Origin of the sequence: Mesorhizobium sp. M7A.F.Ca.CA.004.06.1.1 (assembly GCF_003999135.1) — a bacterium.
Taxonomy (GTDB): domain Bacteria; phylum Pseudomonadota; class Alphaproteobacteria; order Rhizobiales; family Rhizobiaceae; genus Mesorhizobium.
This window is the reverse complement of the sequence record NZ_RZPQ01000049.1, coordinates 1-16,366: the sequence shown is the minus strand read 5'-3', so window position 1 is coordinate 16,366 and position 16,366 is coordinate 1. Positions and strand designations below refer to the sequence as shown.

The 16,366-nt window shown below is 63.7% G+C and carries 17 protein-coding genes; 12 read left to right on the top strand and 5 right to left on the bottom strand.

What is annotated here, in order from left to right:
- The 6 genes from EN906_RS05645 to deoA form a co-directional block, all read left to right on the top strand.
- Nucleotides 1–926, top strand: a 926-nt coding sequence (locus EN906_RS05645; protein WP_127375097.1) for an ATP-binding cassette domain-containing protein, incomplete at its 5' end; no start/stop codon positions are given.
- The gene (locus tag EN906_RS05640) at nt 923–2,062 is read left to right on the top strand and encodes an ABC transporter permease (protein ID WP_127266923.1); all 1,140 of its coding nucleotides are present in this window, start codon (nt 923–925) and stop codon (nt 2,060–2,062) included. The genes EN906_RS05645 and EN906_RS05640, both read left to right, overlap by 4 nt.
- Nucleotide 2,063: 1 nt before the next feature.
- Nucleotides 2,064–3,035: an ABC transporter permease gene (locus EN906_RS05635; RefSeq protein WP_127266924.1), complete on the top strand. Its 972-nt coding sequence runs from the start codon at nt 2,064–2,066 to the stop codon at nt 3,033–3,035.
- A 56-nt stretch (nt 3,036–3,091) separates the two neighbouring features.
- Entirely contained in the window at nt 3,092–3,484 is a 393-nt protein-coding gene (gene cdd, locus EN906_RS05630) for a cytidine deaminase (protein ID WP_127266925.1), read from the top strand.
- 30 nt (nt 3,485–3,514) lie between these two features.
- Complete coding sequence (locus EN906_RS05625; RefSeq protein WP_127266926.1) at nt 3,515–4,324, top strand: purine-nucleoside phosphorylase; 810 nt, start codon at nt 3,515–3,517, stop codon at nt 4,322–4,324.
- Nucleotides 4,324–5,643, top strand: a complete 1,320-nt coding sequence (gene deoA / locus EN906_RS05620) for a thymidine phosphorylase (protein ID WP_127266927.1) — start codon at nt 4,324–4,326, stop codon at nt 5,641–5,643. The genes EN906_RS05625 and deoA overlap by 1 nt, the downstream gene beginning before the upstream one ends.
- A gap of 84 nt (nt 5,644–5,727) precedes the next feature.
- Here the strand turns inward: deoA and EN906_RS05615 are convergent, their stop codons facing one another.
- The 3 genes from EN906_RS05615 to EN906_RS05605 form a co-directional block, all read right to left on the bottom strand.
- Nucleotides 5,728–6,291 carry a TIGR02281 family clan AA aspartic protease gene (locus tag EN906_RS05615; RefSeq protein WP_127266928.1) on the bottom strand — a complete coding sequence of 188 codons (564 nt, stop codon included), beginning with the start codon at nt 6,289–6,291 and terminating at the stop codon, nt 5,728–5,730.
- A gap of 222 nt (nt 6,292–6,513) precedes the next feature.
- Complete coding sequence (gene upp / locus EN906_RS05610; protein WP_127266929.1) at nt 6,514–7,143, bottom strand: uracil phosphoribosyltransferase; 630 nt, start codon at nt 7,141–7,143, stop codon at nt 6,514–6,516.
- A 146-nt stretch (nt 7,144–7,289) separates the two neighbouring features.
- The gene (locus EN906_RS05605) at nt 7,290–8,264 is read right to left on the bottom strand and encodes an adenosine deaminase (protein WP_127266930.1); all 975 of its coding nucleotides are present in this window, start codon (nt 8,262–8,264) and stop codon (nt 7,290–7,292) included.
- A gap of 134 nt (nt 8,265–8,398) precedes the next feature.
- Here EN906_RS05605 and ubiE point away from each other — a divergent pair, with 134 nt between their 5' ends.
- The 6 genes from ubiE to coaBC all read left to right on the top strand — a co-directional run bounded on the left by ubiE (nt 8,399) and on the right by coaBC (nt 13,023).
- Nucleotides 8,399–9,175 (top strand): bifunctional demethylmenaquinone methyltransferase/2-methoxy-6-polyprenyl-1,4-benzoquinol methylase UbiE, encoded by a 777-nt coding sequence (gene ubiE, locus EN906_RS05600; RefSeq protein ID WP_127266931.1) that lies wholly within the window; start codon nt 8,399–8,401, stop codon nt 9,173–9,175.
- A 70-nt stretch (nt 9,176–9,245) separates the two neighbouring features.
- Nucleotides 9,246–10,820, top strand: coding sequence for a 2-polyprenylphenol 6-hydroxylase (gene ubiB / locus EN906_RS05595; protein WP_127272445.1), 1,575 nt, complete (start codon nt 9,246–9,248; stop codon nt 10,818–10,820).
- A 74-nt stretch (nt 10,821–10,894) separates the two neighbouring features.
- Nucleotides 10,895–11,104, top strand: coding sequence for a hypothetical protein (locus EN906_RS05590; protein ID WP_127270485.1), 210 nt, complete (start codon nt 10,895–10,897; stop codon nt 11,102–11,104).
- A gap of 2 nt (nt 11,105–11,106) precedes the next feature.
- Nucleotides 11,107–11,361 (top strand): hypothetical protein, encoded by a 255-nt coding sequence (locus EN906_RS05585; RefSeq protein ID WP_127270486.1) that lies wholly within the window; start codon nt 11,107–11,109, stop codon nt 11,359–11,361.
- A 2-nt stretch (nt 11,362–11,363) separates the two neighbouring features.
- The gene (locus EN906_RS05580) at nt 11,364–11,765 is read left to right on the top strand and encodes a type II toxin-antitoxin system VapC family toxin (RefSeq protein WP_127270488.1); all 402 of its coding nucleotides are present in this window, start codon (nt 11,364–11,366) and stop codon (nt 11,763–11,765) included.
- A 25-nt stretch (nt 11,766–11,790) separates the two neighbouring features.
- Nucleotides 11,791–13,023 carry a bifunctional phosphopantothenoylcysteine decarboxylase/phosphopantothenate--cysteine ligase CoaBC gene (gene coaBC, locus EN906_RS05575; RefSeq protein ID WP_127302015.1) on the top strand — a complete coding sequence of 411 codons (1,233 nt, stop codon included), beginning with the start codon at nt 11,791–11,793 and terminating at the stop codon, nt 13,021–13,023.
- A gap of 87 nt (nt 13,024–13,110) precedes the next feature.
- Here coaBC and EN906_RS05570 read toward each other — a convergent pair whose 3' ends face one another.
- On the bottom strand, nt 13,111–13,689 hold the full coding sequence (locus EN906_RS05570) for an invasion associated locus B family protein (protein ID WP_127272727.1): 579 nt from the start codon (nt 13,687–13,689) through the stop codon (nt 13,111–13,113).
- 35 nt (nt 13,690–13,724) lie between these two features.
- The coding region (locus EN906_RS05565) for an autotransporter outer membrane beta-barrel domain-containing protein (protein WP_164777104.1) at nt 13,725–16,366 on the bottom strand (2,642 nt) is incomplete at its 5' end.

Here is a 16,366-nt window from a genome sequence, read left to right as displayed (position 1 = left end):
AGATCATGGCCATCACCGACACCGTGTCGGTGATGCGCCAGGGCACGATGGTGGCGACGCGCGAAACCAGGAAGACGACTGTCGAGGAACTGGCCGAGCTGATGGTCGGGCGGCGCGTGCTCTTGCGGGTCGAGAAGGGCGAGGCCGAGGCCGGCGCCGTCAAGCTCGCTGTCAAGAACCTGACGGTGAAGGATACGCGCGGCGTAACCATGGTCGACGACATCTCCTTCGATATCAGGGCCGGCGAGATCGTCGGCATCGCCGGTGTCGCCGGCAACGGACAATCCGAACTGCTCGAGGCGATTTCCGGCATCAGGCGTGCGGTGTCCGGCTCGGTCATGCTCGACGGCAAGCCGATCGACCTGACCGGCGCCGCCGACCCGGGCGAACTGCGCGACCGCGGCCTGGCGCATGTGCCGGAGGACCGCCATCACGTCGGGCTGGTGCTGGCCTTCGAGGAGAACGAGAATTCGATCCTCGGCTATCACGATGATCCCCGTTATTTGAAGGGGCCGTTCCTCAACATCGATGCCATCCGCAACGATGCCAGGGACAAGATCGCCAAATACGATATCCGGCCGGCCGACTGCCGGCTGAAGACCGCCAATTTCTCCGGCGGCAACCAGCAGAAGATCGTGCTGGCGCGGGAGATGGAACAGGACCCTGGTGTTCTGATCGTTGGCCAGCCGACACGCGGCGTCGATGTCGGCGCCATCGAATTCATCCACAAGCGCCTGATCGCCATGCGCGACCAGGGCAAGGCGGTGCTGGTGGTGTCGGTCGAGCTGGACGAGATCCGTTCGCTGTCCGACCGTATCCTGGTGATGTTTGCGGGCCGCATCGTCGGCGAACGCGGCCCCGAAGCGACCGAGGGCGAGCTCGGCCTGCTGATGGCTGGCATCGAGCACCAGGAGGCAGCACTTTGAGCGCGCCCTACGCCAAACTGCCGGCCTGGGCCGACTATGGCCTGATCCCGCTGATCAATCTGTTCGTCGCCTTCGTCGTCGCCGGCTTCGTCGTGCTTCTGGTCGGCGAGAATCCGCTGCGCGCAGCCGTCATCCTGGTCGAGGGCGCCTTCGGCAAAGGCACAGGCATCGCCTTCACCCTCTTTTATGCGACCACCTTCATCTTCACCGGGCTTTCGGTGGCGGTGGCCGCGCATTGCGGCCTGTTCAACATCGGCACCGAAGGGCAGGCCTACATCGCCGGCCTCGGCATCGCCATCGTCTGCCTGAGCTTCGACAGCACACTGCCATGGTGGCTGACCTTCCCGCTGGCGATCATTGCTGCGGCGACGGTCGGCGCATTGTGGGCGCTCATCCCGGCCTATCTGCAGGCCAAGCGTGGCTCGCACATCGTCATCACCACCATCATGTTCAACTTCATCGCCGCCTCGATCATGGTTTACCTGCTGGTCGGCCCGTTGAAGCCAGCCGCCTCGCAAGCGCCGCAGACGCGTAACTTCCTCGCCGGCGCGGAATTGCCCAAGCTCAACTGGATCATCGAGCTGTTCGGCGCCAAGATCCGTTCGGCGCCGCTCAATGTCACCTTCCTGCTGGCGCTGGTCATGGCCTTCCTGGTCTGGCTGCTGATCTGGCGCACCAAGCTCGGCTATGAAATGCGCACCTACGGTCACAGCCCGAAAGCGGCACGCTATGCCGGCATCTCCGAAACCCGCATCATCATCACCGCCATGATGATCTCGGGCGGGCTGGCCGGCATGATGGCACTCAATCCGGTGATGGGCGATCAGCACAATGTCGCCATCGACTTCGTTTCCGGCGCCGGCTTCGTCGGCATCGCCGTGGCGCTGATGGGCCGCCTGCACCCTGTCGGCATCGTGCTGGCGGCGATCCTGTTCGGCATGCTCTACCAGGGCGGCGCCGAACTCGCCTTCGAGATGCCGGCGATCAGCCGCGACATGATCGTCATCATTCAAGGCCTGGTGATCCTGTTTGCCGGTGCCCTCGAGCACATGTTCCGGCCCTACATCCAGGCGCTGTTCGCCTCGTTCAGTCCGCGATCGGTGGGCATGGAAGCGGTCAAGGGGAAAGGTGCCTGAGATGGATGTGTTCAACGCGATCATCCAGACACTGGACTCCACCATCCGCCTTTCGGTGCCGCTGCTGCTTGCCTGCCTCGCCGGCCTCTATTCGGAACGCGCCGGCATCTTCGACATCGGTCTCGAAGGCAAGATGCTGGTCGGCGCCTTCGCCGGTGCGGCCGCCGCTTCCGTGTTCCATTCGGCCTTTCTCGGCCTCGGCATGGCGATCCTGATCTCGGTCGCCTTTGCCATGATCCACGGTTTTGCCTCGATCACCCATCGCGGCAACCAGATCGTCTCCGGCGTGGCGATCAATTTCATCGCCGCCGGCTCGACCATCATCCTCGGCCAGGCCTGGTTCCAGCAGGGCGGGCGCACGCCGGCGCTGCAACCGGGCGAGCGCTTCGAGGCCATCACCTTGCCGGGCGCCGAGGCCATCCGCGGCGTTCCGATCATCGGACCGATCTATGCCGAGCTCCTGTCGGGCCACTCGATCCTGGTCTATCTTGCCTTCCTGATGGTGCCGTTCACCTGGTGGGTGCTGTTTCGCACCCGTTTTGGCCTCAGGCTGCGCGCCGTAGGCGAGAACCCGGCCGCCGTCGATACTGCCGGCATATCGGTCGCCTGGCTGCGCTACAGGGCGCTGATCTGCACCGGCATCCTCACCGGCATTGCCGGCGCCTACCTGTCGATGGTGCAAAATGGCGGCTTCGTGAAGGACATGACCGCCGGCAAGGGCTATATCGCGCTGGCAGCCTTGATCTTTGCCAAGTGGAAGCCGGTCAACGCCATGTTCGCCTGCCTTCTGTTCGGCTTCCTGGACGCGGCGTCGATCCGCCTGCAGGGATCACCGCTGCCCATCATCGGCAAGGTGCCTGCGCAGTTCATGCAGGCGCTGCCCTACATCCTCACCGTCATCCTGCTCGCCGGCTTCATCGGCAAGGCAATCCCGCCACGCGCCGGCGGCGTACCTTATGTCAAGGAACGTTGAGCGGCAGGTCGGCTTTGCGCCGGGTTTTGAACACGATCATCGGAGAGAACACCTGAATGTCGCATGATCTGTTCGAGGCCGCCAAGGCCGCCATGGCCAAGGCCTACGCGCCCTATTCTAAGTTTCCGGTCGGCGCTGCCTTGCGCACCGAGGACGGGCGCGTCTTTACCGGCGCCAACATCGAAGTCGCCTCCTATCCGGAAGGCTGGTGCGCCGAGACCACGGCGCTCGGCCACTACATCATGGGCGGCGGCGGCAAGATCGTGGAAATCGCCGTCATCGCCGAACGCATGGCGAAATGCTCGCCTTGCGGCGGCTGCCGGCAGCGGCTGGCCGAATTCTGCCGGCCGGAAACAAAGCTCTATCTCTGCGACAATGCAGGTGTGGCCGAGACCGTGACCATGGGCGACATGCTGCCTTACGGTTTCCGCGGCGATATTTTGAAATGAACAACGGGCTCAAATGAACAGCTGGCAGCGATGACGGAAAAAACCCTGGATCATCTCGTCGAAAGGCTGGACGGCCTGGCGCCGGCCACGGCCCTGGTGCTCGGTTCGGGCCTCGGCGGTCTGGTCGACCAGATCGAGGACCCGATCCGCATCTCCTATGCCGACCTGCCCGGTTTTCCCAGAAGCGGTGTCACCGGGCACGCCGGCGAAGTGGTGGCAGGGCTGTTTGCCGGCGTGCCGGTGCTGATGCTGTCGGGCCGCGCCCATTACTACGAGCACGGCAACGCCGCGGCGATGCGGCCGGTGCTGGAAGTGCTTGCCGGCATCGGCATCACGAAACTGATCCTCACCAATGCCGCCGGCTCGGTCGATCCGGACATGCCGCCTGGCTCGGTAATGCTGATATCGGACCACATCAATTTCTCGGGCACCAATCCGCTGATCGGCGAACCAAGCGACCGGCGTTTCGTCGGCCTGACTGAAGCCTATGATGCCGGCATCCGCCAGGCCATCGAACGGGCGGCAAATGCGACCGGCACCACCCTGCACAAGGGCGTCTATATGTGGTTCTCCGGTCCATGCTTCGAAACGCCGGCCGAGATCCGCATGGCGCGCATCATGGGCGCCAATGCGGTCGGCATGTCGACCGTACCGGAGGTCATTCTCGCCCGCTTCCTAGGACTGCGCGTCGCCGCCTGTTCGGTCATCACCAATCTGGCCGCCGGCATGACCGGGGCCGAGCTTTCGCACCAGGAGACCAAGGACATGGCCCCGGTCGGTGGCGCGCGGCTGGCGACGATCCTGCAACGCGTGTTCCGCGACGGACTGCTGGAGATCTGATGCTTCCCCAGGAAATCATCCGCCGCAAGCGCGATGGCCTCAGGCTGTCGGAAGAGGAGATCGCCGGCTTCGTCGCGGGCGTGACGTCGGGCGCCGTCACCGATGGCCAGGCCGGCGCCTTCGCCATGGCGGTGTTCTTCAACGGCATGAACCGCGACGAGGCCGTGGCGCTCACGCTGGCGATGCGCGATTCCGGCGATGTGCTCGACTGGTCGGACCTGCCCGGCCCGGTCACCGACAAGCATTCGACCGGCGGCGTCGGCGACAATGTCTCGCTGATGCTGGCGCCGATCGTCGCCGCCTGCGGCGCCTATGTACCGATGATCTCGGGCCGCGGCCTTGGCCACACCGGCGGCACGCTGGACAAGATGGATGCCATTCCCGGCTACATCAGCCAGCCCGATGTAGCGCTGTTTCGCAAGGCGGTGCTCGAAACAGGCTGTGCCATCATCGGCCAGACCGCCGACCTCGCGCCCGCCGATCGACGGCTCTACGCGATCCGCGACGTCTCCGGCACGGTCGAATCGGTGCCGCTGATCACCGCTTCGATCCTGTCGAAGAAGCTGGCGGCCGGGCTGCAATCGCTGGTGCTCGACGTCAAGGTCGGCAACGGCGCCTTCATGGAAAAATCGCGCGACGCCACCGCACTCGCCAACAGCCTGGTTGAGATCGCCAACGGCGCCGGACTAAAGGCTTCGGCGTTGATCACCGGCATGAACGAGCCCTTGGCGTCGGCCGCCGGCAACGCCGTCGAGGTGCGCAACGCCGTTGATTTCCTCACCGGCCGGTATCGTGACCGTCGGCTCGAGGACGTGACGCTGGCGCTGGCCGCCGAAATGCTGCAGTCGGCCGGGCTGGTGTCGTCCAACCAGGATGGCATGCGGCGCGCCACCGAGACACTCGCCAGCGGCCGCGCCGCCGCCACCTTCGCACGCATGGTGGCCGCGCTTGGCGGCCCCGCCGATTTCATCGAGAAACCGGAAAAGTATCTGCCAGCGGCGGCGATCGAATTTGCCGTCAACGCGACCGCAAACGGCTTCGTCACCGGCATCGCCACCCGCGATATCGGGCTCGCCGTGGTCGGCCTGGGAGGTGGGCGCACGCGGCCGGACGACAAGATCGACCCCGCGGTCGGCATCACCAGGTTGTTGCCGGTCGGTGCGGAGGTTGGGATCGGCGAGCCGCTGGCGCTGATCCATGCCCGCTCATCGGCCGATGCCGAGGCCGCCGCGGCTACCGTGCTTTCGGCCTATACGGTCGGCGCCTCGAAGCCGCCCGCCGACAAGTCGGTCATCCGGCGGATTCTGCCGCGCGGCTGAAGCAATTCCAGGAAAAGTGGTGGACCGGTTTTCCCGGGAAAGCGCATAGCGCTTTCCCTTGGAAATTGCGGAAAACGAATAGCCTTACTGGACGAGCAGCAGCGTGCCGTTCTCGACCTGGTATTTGTCGAGCCGGTTGAGAAAGCTCATGCCGATCAGATTGGTGCGCAGCGCCCTGTCGTCGAGCACGATGGTCTGGACGTCATTGACCGTGATGTTGCCGATCTGCAGGCGGTCGATCATGGCCACGGCCGCCTTGATGGTGCCGTTGGCCGTGTTGACCTCGTGGCTGAAGTCCGAAGCATTCAGCGACAAGCCGATTCGGCGTGCCGTCGACATGTTGATGGCGACCAGCGTGGCGCCGGTGTCGATCATGCCGTCGACCTGGCGCCCGTTGAACTTGAAAGCCGATGAGAAATGTCCGCGCTCGTCTGCCGCGACGACCACCTTGCGGCCCATCGGCAGCGGTGCCGCGGGCTTGTTGGGCACCGATGCCAGATTGACGTCTGGTTGGGCTTCGACCGCTTGTTTGCCCGGCACCGCCGACCTCAGCAGGTTTTCGACGAGTTGCGGATTGGACTGGTACACAATCGGTATCGATGCCGATGAACCGGCGAAAACGGCGAGGATCAGAAGTTTGCGCAGCATGGATCGGCCTCGCCGCATGACCCCGGAAATCGGGATCGATTTCCGAAAGGCTCACGCGCAAATCAAAATGCTACAGCGTCCTTTGCGCGTCCGAAATGGACGCGCGGCGCCGTAGTGACAGCCGATCGTTAGACCCGGATGGTGTTTGCCGCTTTAACGCGCGCCAAAACCGCGCCTTTGCGTAAACGTTTGGTAAATCGCACCAGGTGACTTTGCCTGGTATTACTTGGTCCCGTACATGCGGTCGCCGGCGTCGCCGAGGCCGGGCATGATGTAGCCCTTCTCGTTGAGCTGGCGGTCGATCGAAGCGGTGAAGACGGGAACGTCCGGATGCGCCTTGAGAAAGCGTTCGATGCCTTCGGGCGCCGCCAGCAGGCAAAGGAAACGGATGTTGGTGGCGCCGCGCTCTTTCAGCTTGTCGATCGCCGCGATCGCCGAATTGGCGGTGGCCAGCATCGGATCGACGACGATCACCAGCCGGTCGGCGAGATCGCTCGGCGCCTTGAAGAAATATTCGACCGCTTCCAGCGTTTCGTGATCGCGGTAGAGACCGACATGGGCGACGCGGGCCGCCGGAACCAGGTCGAGCAGGCCTTCCAGCAAGCCGTTGCCGGCGCGCAGCACGGAGGCAAAGACCAGCTTCTTGCCCTCAAGCGTCGGCGCTTCCATGGTTTCCATCGGCGTCTCGATGGTCGTCGTCGTCAGTTCGAGGTTGCGGGTGACCTCGTATCCGAGCAGCAGCGAGATTTCGCGCAGCAGCCGGCGAAAGCCGGCCGTCGAGGTTTCCTTCTTGCGCATGATGGTCAGCTTGTGCTGGACAAGCGGGTGGTCGACGACGGTGACGCCCTGCATGGTGTTCTCCTGATGCCTGCGCCCGAAAATGCGCGCATGGCCCTTTCGGACGCGCCGCGCTTCAAGCTGCCTGAGCGAACCCTAGCGGCAATGCGCCGGTCAAGGAACCGCTTGGCCCGCACCGACCACAGCTTTGTCGGCGGAAATCAGCGTGCCGCGCTGTTCAACCGGGCAAGAAGCGCGGTCTTCGTCTTTCTATCGACGAAAGCGGCTTCGATGGCGGTGCGGGTGACGGCGGCCAGCGCCTTTTCGTTCATCGAGAAATGCTCGGCGGCAATGTCGTATTCCCGCTTCAGCGAGGTCCAGAAATAGGGCGGATCGTCGGAATTGAGCGTCACCTTGCAGCCGGCCGCCTGCAGGGCCGGAAATGGATGATCGGCGAAACTGTCGAACACCTTGAGCGCGATGTTGGAACCGGGGCAGCATTCCAGCACGACGCCCTCGTCGGCGATGCGCCGGACGAGGTCCGGGTTCTCGATGGCGCGCACGCCATGGCCGATGCGGGACGGACGGATATGATCGAGCGCCGCCTGGACGGTCTCCCAGCCCGTCAATTCGCCGGCGTGGATGGTGATGCCGAGCCCGGCCTCGCGGGCGATCTCGAAAGCCCTGACATAGTCCTCCATATCGCCGATGCGCTCATCGCCGGCGACACCGAAACCGGTGACCAGCGGATGCCCGCAGCGCGCCGCAAAGCGCGCCGCCTGCTCGATCGACTCGACGCCGACATGGCGCACGCCGGTGACGATCATGCGGCCCTCGATGCCGGTCTTGGCCTTGGCGCGGGCCATGCCTTCGCCGAGCGCATCGGTATAGGCCTTGGGCGACAGGCCGGCCTTTTTCGCGTGGTCCGGCGAGGTGAACACCTCGGAATAGATGGCGCCGTCGCGAGCGAGACTGGTCAGATAATGGTCGGCCAGCCGCGCATAGTCCTCCTCGGTCCGGAACAGATCGGCGGAAAAATCATAAGCCGCCAGGAAGGAGGTGAAGTCATGCCAGACGAAGGAACCGTTCTGGATATAGGGCGAGGTGTCCTTGCCGTATTTCTGCGCCTGGCGGATGACGAGTTCGGGCGCCGCTGCCCCTTCGATGTGGCAGTGCAGTTCCGCTTTCAAAGGCATTCAACCATCCCGTCGGTCCGTCCAGGTCTCGAAAACCCGCCACCTGGAAGCGCGGCTGAACACCGCGCCTTAAACAATAGCGCCCGCACCATCGATCGGCTATGGTCCCGCCGGTTTTATGACGGATCAAAAAAATGTCAGTTGAGAGAACCACGGCCGCGGGCGGCATGGAAACCTCCTATGGTTTCAAGCGTGTAGGGGCTGGCGACAAGCAGTCCCTGGTCAACGATGTTTTCCACAAGGTCGCCAACCGCTACGACCTGATGAACGATCTGATGTCGGCCGGCCTGCACCGGCTGTGGAAGGACGCCATGGTCACCTGGCTCAATCCTCCCAAAAGGATCGGCTGGCGCGTGCTGGACGTTGCCGGCGGCACCGGCGACATCGCCTTCCGCATCGTCGATGCCAGCCACGGCAATGCCCATGCCACCGTGCTCGACATCAATGGCTCGATGCTGGCTGTCGGCCGCGACCGGGCCGAAAAGAAGGGCCTGTCCGGCAACACCGATTTCGTCGAGGCCAATGCCGAGGAACTGCCCTTTGCCGATGCCACATTCGACGCTTACACCATCGCTTTCGGCATCCGCAACGTGCCGCGCATCGAGGTGGCCTTGGGCGAAGCGTTTCGCGTGCTGAAGCCCGGCGGGCGCTTCCTGTGCCTAGAGTTTTCCGAGGTCGAGATGCCGCTTCTCGACAAGGCCTACGAAGCCTGGTCGTTCAACGCCATTCCAAAGATCGGCAAGATGGTCACTGGCGACGGCGAACCCTATTCCTATCTGGTCGAATCGATCGCCAGGTTTCCCAATCAACAGAATTTCGCGACGATGATTTCCCGCGCCGGCTTCGACCGCGTTTCCTTCCGCAACTACTCCGGCGGTATTGCAGCACTTCATTCGGGCTGGAAGCTTTGAGGCCGGGCCGCATTTCTCACAACCGACGCGTGCTATGCCGGTTCAAAGAGCCGGCAGGATTGGCGCTGCCATGAGCAATGTCAGTGCAGGATTCCGGCTCGTAAGGGCCGGCTGGGTGCTGGTCCGCGAGGGTGTCGTCGCCGCTCTGCCGGGTGAGGAACTGTCCGGCCTGCCGAAGTTCGGATGGCGGATGGCGCGGCTGTTCACCCGCCGCCGCGCGCTGGCCTATGAGCGCAGCGACCGGCTGGCCAAGGCGGTCGTCCGGCTCGGTCCATCTTATGTAAAGCTCGGCCAGTTCCTGGCGACACGGCCCGACGTCGTCGGCAACGACATGGCGCTCGATCTCGCCACGTTGCAGGACAAGATGCACACCTTCCCCCGGGCCGAGGCCATCGCGGCGATCGAGGCTTCGCTCGGGCGCAAGATCGGCGATCTCTATACGCAATTCGGCGACCCGGTCGCCGCCGCCTCCATCGCCCAGGTCCATGCCGCCGACGCTGTCCATGACGGCATTGCCACCAAGGTGGCGGTCAAGGTGATCCGTCCCGGCGTGCGCCGCCGTTTCTTCCAGGATCTCGAAAGCTATTTCCTCGCCGCTCGCCTGCAGGAGAAATACATCCCCTCGTCCCGCCGGCTGCGGCCGGTCGAGGTCACCCAGACGCTGGCGCAGACCACCAAGATCGAGATGGATCTTCGCCTCGAGGCGGCGGCTCTCTCGGAGCTCGGCGAAAGCACCAGGGATGACCCCGGCTTTCGCGTGCCGTCCGTCGACTGGGAGCGCACCGGCCGCGACGTCTTGACCATGGAGTGGGTCGACGGCGTCAAGATGAACGACATTGCCGGCCTGGAGGCCGCCGGCCACGATCTGAAGGCGATCGCAGCCAATCTCATCCAGTCGTTCCTGCGCCACACCCTGCGCGACGGCTTCTTCCATGCCGACATGCATCCGGGCAATTTGTTCGTCGAGGCAAACGGCACCATCGTTGCCGTCGATCTCGGCATTGCCGGCAGGCTCGGCAAGAAGGAGCGCCGCTTCCTCGCCGAAATTCTCTACGGCTTCATCACGCGCGACTATCTGCGTGTCGCCGAGGTCCATTTCGAGGCCGGCTATGTGCCACGCCAGCACAATGTCGCGGCCTTCGCGCAGGCGATCCGGGCGATCGGGGAGCCGATCCATGGCCAGCCGGCCGAGACCATCTCGATGGCCAAGCTTCTGACGCTGCTGTTCGAGGTCACCGAACTCTTCGACATGGCGACGCGGCCCGAATTGATCCTGTTGCAGAAGACCATGGTGGTGGTCGAGGGCGTGGCGCGCACGCTCGACCCGGCCTTCAACATGTGGAAGACGGCCGAGCCGGTGGTCGGCGACTGGATATCAGGCAATCTTGGGCCGCGTGGCATGATGATCGATGCGCGTGACGGCGCCCGGGCGCTGCTCACCCTGGCCCGCCAGATTCCCGAGCTTGCGGCGCGCACCGACCGGCTGTCGCGCGAGATCGACCTGATGGCCGAGCACGGCCTGCGCTTCGACGAGACCACCGCCGACGCCATCGGCAAGGCCGAGGCGCGCTACAGCCGCTCCGGCCGCTGGGCACTCTGGGTAATTGCGCTGACGCTGGTCTATATCGCCTGGAAGATCATCTGAGTGCAGGCAATGACAGCAATGCTGTCATTGCAGTCGGAAATCGAGATCGCTATATTCTACGTAGGAGTGTGCATATGGCGAGGATTACCGTCCGCAATCTGGAAGACCATGTCATGCGGCGGCTACGCGAGCGCGGCGCCGCGCGGGGCGTTTCCATGGAGCAGGAAGCGCGGGACGTGCTCGCCGCATCCGTTGGGCTGCCGACCACAAAAGGGTTCGACCGAACGGGTTTGGCATCTGGGGAAAAACCCAAGGATCAATCAATCGCAAGAATGCAGGAATAGCCATGGGCACCCTGACGATCCGCAATCTCGACGAGGATTTGAAGCAAAGGCTGCGCGAGCAGGCCGCCAGACATGGCGTGTCAATGGAGCAGGAGGCAAGAACCCTGTTGTTGAAGGATGTAGCGGCAGTCAACAAGCACGACGACGATGTCGTCACGGCAGAGGAAATCCTCGAATTCGGTCGACGATTGCGAAAAGTGGACTTCGATCAGAAAAAACTAACGGATGAGCTCTGGTCCTTCATCGAGGAGGACTGACTGTGGTGATCGACACCTCCGCGATTTTGGCCATCCTCAAGCAGGAGCCTGATGCACCGGTGATAGCCCAGCGCCTCGCCGGAAATCAGCTGATGTTTATGAGCGCCGCGACCCTGATGGAATGTGGCACGGTCGTCGTCGGACGTTATGGGGCGGCCGGCACAGCTGAGTTGAGAGGCCTTCTAGAAAGACTGAAAGTCACGATCGTCGCTCTCACTGCCGAACATGCACAGGCCGGCATTGAAGCCTATGCCCTCTATGGCCGCGGCACTGGCCATCCCGCCAAACTCAACATGGGCGACTGTTTTTCCTACGCCCTCGCCAGGACGCGAAACCTGCCGCTGCTTTTCAAGGGCAATGATTTCATCCATACCGATATCGAACCGGCGCTGAAGCCGGCATGACACTCGATAAGAACTGGTCTTGGGCATGAGCCTCTCCGGCAAGCGCATCCTGCTCATCATCGGCGGCGGCATCGCCGCCTACAAGGCGCTCGATCTCATCCGCCGGCTGCGCGAGCGCGGAGCCGGCGTTCGGGTGGTCATGACATCGGCCGCGCAGGAGTTCATCACCACGCTGTCGGCCGGCGCGCTCTCCGCCGACCATGTCTTTACCGAACTGTTCGACCGCCAGGACGAGCACGATGTCGGCCACATCAGGCTGTCGCGCGAGGCCGACCTGCTGGTGGTGGCGCCAGCCACCGCCGACCTGATGGCCAAGCTCGCCAATGGCCACGCCAACGATCTGGCCTCCACGGTGCTCATCGCCACCGACAAGCCGGTGCTGATGGCGCCAGCCATGAACCCGAGGATGTGGGCGCATCCGGCCACCCGCCGCAACCGCGCGACGCTGCAGAAAGACGGTGTCATCTTCGTCGGTCCGGTCAGGGGCGAGATGGCCGAAAGCAATGAAGCGGGCGAAGGCCGCATGGCCGAGCCGCTGGAGATCGTCGCCGCGATCGACGCACTGCTCGACGTCGGCCCGAAGCCGCTGTCGGGGCGCAGGATCATCGTCACCTCCGGCCCCACGCATGAGCCGATCGACCCGGTGCGCTACATCGCCAACCGTTCGTCCGGCAAGCAGGGCCATGCCATAGCGGCAGCACTGGCCAGGCTCGGCGCCGATGTGCACCTCGTCTCCGGTCCTGTCGGCATTGCCGATCCGGCTGGCGTGAAGACCATCCATGTCGAACGTGCGCAAGAGATGCGCGACGCGGTGGAACAGCTCCTGCCTGCCGACGCGGCGGTGTTCGTCGCCGCCGTTGCCGACTGGCGAACCGAAAATTCAGCCGGTGAGAAGATCAAAAAGGTGGCCGGCGAAGGGCCGCCGGTGCTGCGCATGGTCGAAAATCCCGACATTCTCGCCGGCGTCGGCCATCACAGCCAGCGACCCGGCCTGATTATCGGCTTCGCCGCCGAGACGCAGGATCTCCTGCGCAACGCCGAGGCCAAACTCAAGAAAAAAGGCGCCGATCTCATCGTCGCCAACGACGTGTCGCAGGGAAGCGGCGTCGGTTCTTCTGGCGTGATGGGCGGCGATCGCAACCGGGTGCGGATCGTGTCAAAGGCTGGCGTCGAGGAATGGCCGGAGATGAGCAAGGACGATGTGGCGGCGCGGCTCGCCGCCTTGATCGCCGAAAGGCTTAAAACCATCATCGTTTGAACCGACGCAGAGACGTTCTGAGGCAGTGACGCACTGCCCTGCCGCGAGACGACATTCAGGCAGCGCTTTAAGTCCTGCGGCTCTACCTCAATTGGTCAAAAGCTGCGCGGTCCGGGCAAGCGCGCCGGCGAAGCCGTTGAGCGGAATGGAAAAGTTCACCGCTTGTCCGGTATCTGCCGCGAAAGCGTCGATCTTCAGTGTGGTGCCTGATTTCAGCAGCGGCGTGACAGTCGCATCGAACACCACCGGCACCAGACAGCCGACGACCTGGCAGGTGTTGAACGCCAGGCTGCCGTCCAGCTTCTGATCGTCGATGGTCAGGCTGACCCCCTTGGCCAGCGCCAGGCCGAACGGCAACGCAAGCGTGCCCATGGCATCCTCGCCGGTCTTGCTCGACAGCTCGATCGCCAGCAGCCGCTGATTGCTTTGCTTGTTGAATTGCTGATGCGACAGGCTGCAGGTCTTGGCCGTGCCCGATATCTGGCAATTGACCGTCCAGTCGCCGTGGGTTTCAGACAGTGCCGACGCGCCGCCGGGCAACTGCGGCACATCCGCGGCAGCGGGTGCCGCGACCGCCTTGTCGCTCTTGGTTTGCGCCGCCACGGCCGCCACGCCGACGGTGCAGGCAACACCCAGCATCGCCACGAAATACGCGTACTTCCTCATCAAGATCCCTCCCGCCCGGCTCCGCCTCGGGCCAGCTAGAAACTGACCTTGAGAGACGCGCTGATCGCGTTCTGTTTAACCGTTTCGCCGAAGGCGCCATTATATCTGACGGACATGCCGACGCCATTGACGCCGTTCAGCTCAAGGCCGGCGCCGACCCGATAGAGCGGCGAATCGACGGCCTCCGTCAAGTGCAATGCGGGGTTGCCAGGCAGATTCTCCGCCGCCGCGAAGCGACCTTCGATTTCCCACTCCTTGTCGGAAAACTCCACGCCAGCCTTGCCGTAGACGCGAAGGCTGGCAATGTCGCTGAGTGCAATGTCGGTACCGATCTCGAAAGCCGGCGTCGCCGAATAATACATGTTGGCGCTGCCGTCGAAGTTGAAGGCGGCAACCGAGCCCACTTCCTTGCCGGAAACACGCAGCCAGCGCGCGTCGAACTGCAGGGTCGGCTGCAGGTAGAAAGCACCCATCTCCTGCGTTATGCCGAGCCGCGCCGAACCGCCGAACTGGGCGGTTTTCTGCGTGTAGGTGACACTGTTGCCGATGCCAGGCAGCAATGCCTCCGGCAGATAATCGCCGATCAGCGTTTCGCCCGGAATGAAGGCCACCTGATCGAGATGCGTATCGCGCTCGCCCTTGAAGGAGCCGGTGCCGCCGCCGACTGCGAAGTCGATGAAGTAGTTCTTGTCGGCATATTTCGCCAGCGCATACGCCTGCCAGGATTCGCCTGTCGTGGCCGACAGCAATTCGCCGTTGAAATCGATCTTCGAGTCGAATTCGGTCCGGCCTATCGTTGCGCCGAGCGACCAGTGCTGGCTGACCTCGCCAATGCCGCCAAGCGACATCGTCTTCATGACGTCGTCTCGGCTGGTGGTGCCGGCCTCAGCGTCGCGGCTGTACTCGGCTTGCGGACTGATCGACGCCCAGACACAGCGTCCGTCGGGATCCTTGTAGGCGCGAACGCCGGTGCATTCGCGCGCCGCCTCCAGCATGATGTCCGTGGAGCGGTTGATCATCTCGAATGTGTGCACGGCATAGTGCGGCGTCAGCCGCGTCAGGGCCGAGCCGAGCTCCATTTCATCGGGCAGGAAGCGCAGCATGTTGATCAACAGCGCCATCGGATTGTCTGGGCTCGAAGAAGCCTCGACATCATCGAGATACTGCGCCATCTGGAAGACGCCGGGATCGGTCGTGCCGGAGTTAGGATCCTGTGCCAACTCCAGGAAAGTCGGATTGTCGGCATAGAGAACCAGATCCGTTCCGCCGACCACCTTGGTCAGGAAATTGAAGCCGACCGCCGGATGCAGCGTCGTGGGCGTGATGCCGGAATCGGTCATCGCCGATCCGGTGGCCAGCACATATTCGGCGAACAATTTGTCGATCGACAGGAAATTCAACGGCGCTTCACCATCGAAGTCTCCGGCCACCGTTAGTGCCAGGGCATCCGTGATCTGGTTGTTGAGATCGACGTCGGTGACGAAGTCGCCCGAGAATATCTGCGTGAAGCCGCCCGTGACATCCACTTTGGCCACGACGCCGATGCCCTGATTGGTAAACAGCCCGTCATTGGTGAACTTGCCGCCGCCGAGATCGATGGTCTTGAGGCCGACCATCGAGGCGTCGGCGATATTGTGGAAGCTGTTCGTGCCGCCGCCGAGGTCCATGTTGCCGATCACCCGTCCGAGCGTGTCGGCGCTCTTCGAATTCTCCACATGGTCATCGCCCGATGTGCCGGTGATAGCCAGTGGGCTGAAATCGTCCAGAAGCGATTCCAGGATCGCATTCGTCGGCACGACGGGACCGGGCGCCAACAGGAAGGCTTGGAATGCCTGAAATTGCGACGCCTGGATGGTGAAACTCGGCGTTGCCCCCATCGCATAGAGCAGGCTGTGGTTGTTCAGCGTGTTGTCTGCGCCCCCGACAAGCATCGCCGCCACGCCGGTTCCGGCACCGCCGATCGTGTACTGGCCATTCAGGTTGATGGTGATGTTGCCCTTGGCGCCCTTGGCCGTGCTCTCGCCATAGACAGCCACGGAATCCGCACCTTGCGCGAACAGGCTGTCACCCGCCGTCAGATCGACCGCATGGGCATTGCCGTCGCCTGTCGCGCTCTGGCCGAACATCGCATACGAACTTGCGCCCTTGACCCAGACTTGGCTGTCCGTGCTAGCGGCCGACGCCGCAGCGTCGCCGATACCACCTTGCGAGCCGGCCGCCGACTGGCCCATGGCCAGCGAATCCATGCCGCCGGCGCCACCGCCACCGCCCACCGCCTGGGCAACGACGCCGTGTCCACGGTCGCCATCGGTCTCAATGGCGCCGGACTGGATGATGGTTACCTTGCCGCCGGTGCCCTTGGTGCCACCAGGCGTGTTGAAGCCGATGGCGTTTGGCCCGCCGCCGTCGTCGTCGGCGCCAAAGCGGCCGAAACCGGCACCACCGATGCCGCCGCCGCCACCGACCGACTGCGCGATGATGGCGATGGAATCCTTGCCCGTCGTCGTGATCGTGCCGGTGCGGATGACGGTAACATCGCCGCCATCGCCGCCATTGCCGCCGAGACCGCCAATGGCCAACGCATTCGAGCTCTTGCCCTTGGCGTCGCCGCCATAGCCGCCACCGCCGCCGACCGATTGCGCGACCACGCCATGCGCGCGCTCGCCATGGGTGATGA